The 517-nt window shown below is 51.8% G+C and carries 1 tRNA gene and 1 rRNA gene; both read left to right on the top strand.

Going from position 1 to position 517, the window contains the following annotated elements:
- Positions 1-333 (top strand): 16S ribosomal RNA (locus ACEWB7_RS17460); the annotation flags it as partial.
- Between the two features lie 69 nt (positions 334-402).
- A tRNA-Ile gene (locus tag ACEWB7_RS17455) sits at positions 403-479 on the top strand.
- Positions 480-517 lie beyond the last annotated feature (38 nt).

Below are 517 nucleotides of genomic sequence, written 5' to 3'. Positions count from 1 at the left end.
CTTACGGCCAGGGCTACACACGTGCTACAATGGCGCATACAAAGAGAAGCGACCTCGCGAGAGCAAGCGGACCTCATAAAGTGCGTCGTAGTCCGGATTGGAGTCTGCAACTCGACTCCATGAAGTCGGAATCGCTAGTAATCGCGGATCAGAATGCCGCGGTGAATACGTTCCCGGGCCTTGTACACACCGCCCGTCACACCATGGGAGTGGGTTGCAAAAGAAGTAGGTAGCTTAACCTTCGGGAGGGCGCTTACCACTTTGTGATTCATGACTGGGGTGAAGTCGTAACAAGGTAACCGTAGGGGAACCTGCGGTTGGATCACCTCCTTACCTTAAAGAAGCGTACTTTGCAGTGCTCACACAGATTGTCTGATGAAAAACGAGCAGTAAAACCTCTACAGGCTTGTAGCTCAGGTGGTTAGAGCGCACCCCTGATAAGGGTGAGGTCGGTGGTTCAAGTCCACTCAGGCCTACCAGATTTTCCCTGAATACTGCGTTGTGAAATAACTCACAT

This window comes from Acinetobacter sp. NIOH-H-8, assembly GCF_046635365.1.
GTDB lineage: Bacteria > Pseudomonadota > Gammaproteobacteria > Pseudomonadales > Moraxellaceae > Acinetobacter.
The sequence above is the reverse complement of the archived record's forward strand: the minus strand, read 5'-3'. Positions and strand labels throughout refer to the sequence as shown.